Here is a 4,797-nt window from a genome sequence, read left to right on the forward strand (position 1 = left end):
GCTGATTGACCTGAAACGCGCGGGCTACTTCGTCAAGGAATACGTCTACCGCATCGAGGAAGCCGTGATCCGCACACTGCTGCATTTCGGCGTGACCGGTCACCGGGTGGCAGGCGCCCCAGGCATTTACGTCCGGCTGGACGACCCCGCCGGCCACGCGCTGCTGCCGCAACGCCCGATGAAAAATGCCGCAGGCCCCAATTTCACCGGCCTCGGCAAGATCGCCGCCTTGGGTATCAAGGTCAGCCGCAATTGCACCTACCACGGTGTGGCCCTCAATGTCGCCATGGACCTTGAACCCTACTCGCGTATCAACCCCTGCGGCTATGTCGGGCTGCAAACGGTGGATCTTTCTACAATCGGCGTTTTGGCGAGTTGGCAGGAAGCGGCTGAGGTTTTCAGCCAGAAGCTGACGAGTTATTTGGCCCCTTGAAAGCGCCAAGCCGGTATGCGTTGAAAACCAACAACCTTCGTCGCGAGGGCGCGACTCCTACATATTTATGAACACATCCACGACCAGCACCACGGTGCGCGAATCCCAAAGCGCTGAAAACTATGACGCCACCGCCAAGCAAAAGGCGGGTGCCAAACTGTCGCGCATCCCGGTCAAGGTGGTGCAGGGCGAAATTTTGCGCAAGCCTGAATGGATTCGCGTCAAGGCGGGCTCGCCCACCACGCGCTTCTACGAAATCAAGGACGTGCTGCGTGCCAACAAGCTGGTGACGGTGTGCGAAGAAGCCAGTTGCCCCAACATTGGCGAATGCTTCGGCAAGGGCACGGCCACCTTCATGATCATGGGCGACAAATGCACCCGTCGCTGTCCGTTTTGCGATGTTGGCCATGGCCGTCCCGACCCACTTGATGTCAACGAGCCGGTGAATCTGGCCAACACCATCGCCCAGCTCAAACTCAAATATGTGGTGATCACCAGTGTTGACCGAGATGACTTGCGCGACGGCGGCGCCGGGCATTTTGTGGCCTGCATCGAGCACATCCGTGCCAAATCTCCGCAGACCCAGATCGAGGTGCTGGTGCCCGACTTCCGCGGCCGAGACGACCGCGCACTCGAGATCCTCAAGGCGGCCCCCCCTGACGTGATGAACCACAACCTGGAGACCATTCCCCGCCTGTACAAAGAGGCCCGCCCGGGATCCGACTACCAGTTCAGCCTGAACCTGCTGAAAAAGTTCAAAGCGATGTTTCCCGACGTGCCCACCAAGAGCGGCCTGATGGTGGGCCTGGGTGAGACGGATGACGAAATTCTGCAAACCATGCAGGACATGCGCGACCACGGCATCAACATGCTGACCATCGGCCAGTATCTTGCGCCAAGCACCAGCCACCTGACCGTCAAACGCTACGTGCACCCCGACGTCTTCAAGATGTTCGAGGCCAGGGCCTATGAGATGGGATTCAGCCACGCTGCCGTGGGCGCCATGGTGCGCTCCAGCTACCACGCCGACGTTCAAGCCGGTCACGCGATGGGGCACACCACTGCCTGAAAAAGCCGCTTTGATGCAAAGTCACTGGCATACCTCCAGTCTGTGGCTGGACCTGGCCTCGCTGGCGCAGCGCTGCGACGGCGCCACCTACACCCGAGGCATGGACCTGTACCGCCAGCAGCGGGTGCTCAGCCTGTCGATTGAGCCGCTTGCAGAAGAGTGGCTGCTGCTGGGCGAAGTGCAAGGCAGCGCGCGCCTGCCGTACAAAGTTTCGATCGAGATCAAGCTCGGTGCCTATGGCCAGGTGATGGCGTGGGACAGCGACTGCACCTGCCCGGTGGGAGCGCAGTGCAAGCATGGCGTGGCCCTGCTGATCAAGGCCGCCTATAAAGGTCAGCAAATCCTGGGCAACAACGCACAAACGCCAAGCTTCAAACCACAAACAGAGCAAGAACTGGCGGCGCAGCGCCAGGCCGATCTGGCCCGACGCCAGGCTGCCGCCCAGCTGGAAGCCGAAAACCAGGTGATCCGCTGGCTGGGCGAGTTCGAACGCGGTGGCGCCAAAGCCCCACTGGCAGCCGAGCGCAGCGGCCAAAACCTGCGCAACGAGCAGTTTTTGTACCTGCTCAACATGCTCTCGCCGCAGGGCCCGACACCGCTGCTGACGCTCGAAGTGGTGGTGTCTTACCCCAAGATCAGCGGCGACTGGGCCAAGGCCAAGCCCGTCAGGACCATGCCAGAACGCGGCCAGACGACCTACGATTTGGCAACCGAGACCGACCACGACGTGCTGCAACTCATGCGCACCATGCCGGGCGCGGCCAGCGGCTACTTCTACAGCCACAGCGCCAAGTCGCGCGTCACGATCGAGGGCAAGTACGGGGCGCAGGCGATCGAGCTGGCCGCCAGCACCGGGCGCCTCTTCATGGGCGACAGCAAAGGCCAGCCGACGATTGCGGCGCACTGGGGTCCACCGCTTGAGGTGGACTGGAACTGGCACGAAATCAAACAGGCGGTTGCCAATGACAGCGCCTGGGTGCTGCGCGCCCGGGTGGCGCATTCGATGGCCACGCTGTGTCTGAACAACCCGCCCTTGTACCTGGATGCCCAGCGCGGCGTGTGCGGCCTGGCCAGGGTGAAAGACCTGAGCCCGGGCCAGGTGGCGGTGCTGCTGAAGAGCCCGCCGCTGCAAAGCGCAGCGCTCAAAAAACTCCAGGTCGAGCTGGCCGAGCGCCTCGGCCCCGTGCCCTTGCCGCCCATGCTGGAGCCGCTGGAAACCCTGACCGGTATCACACCCACGGCCTGCCTGCACTTGACCGCCGTGGCGCCCGCCGAGGTGCCCGCGTCCGGACTGATGCGGGCCACGCTGCGCTTTGATTACGCAGGCCACCGTGGCTGGTGGGTGGGCCAGGGCACCACGGTCATGGTGGACAACGGCCAGACGCGTTGTTTGCTGCAACGCGACCCGCAAGCCGAACTCGAAGCCATCACCGGCCTGGTGCAACTTGGCCTGACCGTCGGCGCCCAAGGCATTTTTGGCATTGCCGGCAGCGCACCCCAGCAACTCTGGCTGCAATGGGCCGACAGCAATTTCGCGCGCTTGCGCGAGGCGGGTTTTGAGGTCACGCTGGATGCATCGCTTGATGGCTGGATCCAGCATGGTGAGGCGCTGCGCGTGACACTGCAAACGCAAGGCGATGACGAAGCCACCTCGCCCTGGTTTGATTTGTCGCTGGGCATGGAAATCAACGGCGAGCGCCACAACATCCTGCCCTTTTTGCCCGAGCTGATCAAAGTGGCCGCGCGCAGCCCGCGCGATGCCACCACCGGTCTGCCCGACATTCCGCCGTTTGTTTTTTTGCCGGCGCCTGCGGGCGGCTTCATCCGGCTGCCCACCGACAACCTCAAGCCCTGGCTGGGCGCCCTGCTGGAGCTGGTGGGCGACCGCGACCATGACTTTGCCGGCGACAGCCTCAAGCTCTCGCGCCTGGATGCCATGCGCGCCACCGCCGCATTGGGCGAAGGTGCCGTCTGGCAGGGTGCGCAACACCTGCGCGAGATGGTGCAGCGCCTCAGCGGCCGCACCGGGTTGCCCGAGGTGCCTGCCCCGAAAAGTGTCAACGCTTCGCTGCGACCTTACCAACAGCAAGGTGTGAACTGGCTGCAGTTCTTGCGCGAATATGGTTTGGCCGGCATTCTGGCCGATGACATGGGGCTGGGCAAAACGCTACAAACGCTGGTGCACATCCAGATCGAAAAAGACGCCGGCCGCCTGACCCACCCGGCGCTGATCATTGCACCGGTGAGCCTGATGGGCAATTGGCAGCGCGAGACCGAACGCTTCTGCCCCGGGCTGCGCAGCCTGGTGATCCACGGCAAGGACCGCCACGAAGTCGCTGGCAGCATGGCTGAGTTTGATGTCGTGATAGCGCCCTACTCGCTGTTGCACCGCGACCGGGAGCGCTGGCTCGAGGCGCAGTGGCACCTGGTGGTGCTCGACGAGGCGCAGAACATCAAGAACGCCAGTACCAACGCCGCCCAAGTGGCCAGCGAACTCAACAGCAGGCACCGCCTGTGCCTGTCGGGCACGCCCATGGAAAACAATCTGGGTGAACTGTGGAGCCTGTTCCACTTCCTGATGCCGGGTTTTCTGGGCAGCCAGAAGCGTTTTACCGAACTGTTTCGCGGCCCGATTGAAAAACAGGGCGACGCCGAAGCGTTGCACCAGTTGCGCGCCCGCGTCACACCCTTCATGCTGCGCCGCACCAAGGCACTGATCGCCCATGAGCTGCCGCCCAAGGTCGAAACCGTGATGCGCGTGGAACTCTCGGGAAAACAGGCCGACCTCTACGAAACCATCCGCCTGGGCATGGAAAAAACCGTGCGCGAGGCGCTTGATGCCAAGGGCCTGGCCAAGTCGCAAATCACCATTCTGGATGCACTGCTCAAGCTGCGCCAGGTCTGCTGCGACCCGCATCTGCTCAAGCTGGAGGCGGCCAAAAAGGTCAAGGCATCTGCCAAACTGGAGCAGTTGATGGCGATGCTGCCCGAAATGCTGGCCGAGGGTCGGCGCATCCTGCTGTTTTCGCAGTTCACCAGCATGCTGACATTGATCGAGGCCGAGCTGAAGCAACGCAATATCCGCTGGGTCAAGCTCACCGGCCAAAGCCAGCAGCGCGACGCGATCATCGACCAGTTCACCAGCGGCGAAGTGCCGCTGTTTTTGATCAGCCTGAAAGCCGGCGGCACCGGCCTGAACCTGCCGCAAGCCGACACCGTGATCCATTACGACCCCTGGTGGAACCCGGCCGTGGAAGCCCAGGCCACCGGCCGCGCCCACCGCATTGGTCAGAAC

General features: G+C 62.9%; 2 protein-coding genes and 1 pseudogene. All 3 read left to right on the forward strand.

Annotation, left to right across the window (positions count from 1 at the left end):
- Nucleotides 1-433, forward strand: a pseudogene (locus tag GPS82_RS13275) (lipoyl(octanoyl) transferase); the annotation flags it as partial.
- A 67-nt stretch (nt 434-500) separates the two neighbouring features.
- Nucleotides 501-1,502 (forward strand): lipoyl synthase, encoded by a 1,002-nt coding sequence (gene lipA / locus GPS82_RS13280; protein ID WP_296495506.1) that lies wholly within the window; start codon nt 501-503, stop codon nt 1,500-1,502.
- 13 nt (nt 1,503-1,515) lie between these two features.
- Nucleotides 1,516-4,797, forward strand: a 3,282-nt coding sequence (locus tag GPS82_RS13285; protein WP_296495509.1) for a DEAD/DEAH box helicase, incomplete at its 3' end; no start/stop codon positions are given.

Source organism: Rhodoferax sp. (assembly GCF_011391645.1).
Taxonomy (GTDB): Bacteria; Pseudomonadota; Gammaproteobacteria; order Burkholderiales; family Burkholderiaceae_C; genus Rhodoferax.

What these genes read in the sequence shown, in the direction of transcription:
- lipA (WP_296495506.1), top strand. Translation starts at nt 501, where the DNA reads ATGAACACATCCACGACCAGCACCACGGTGCGCGAATCCCAAAGCGCT.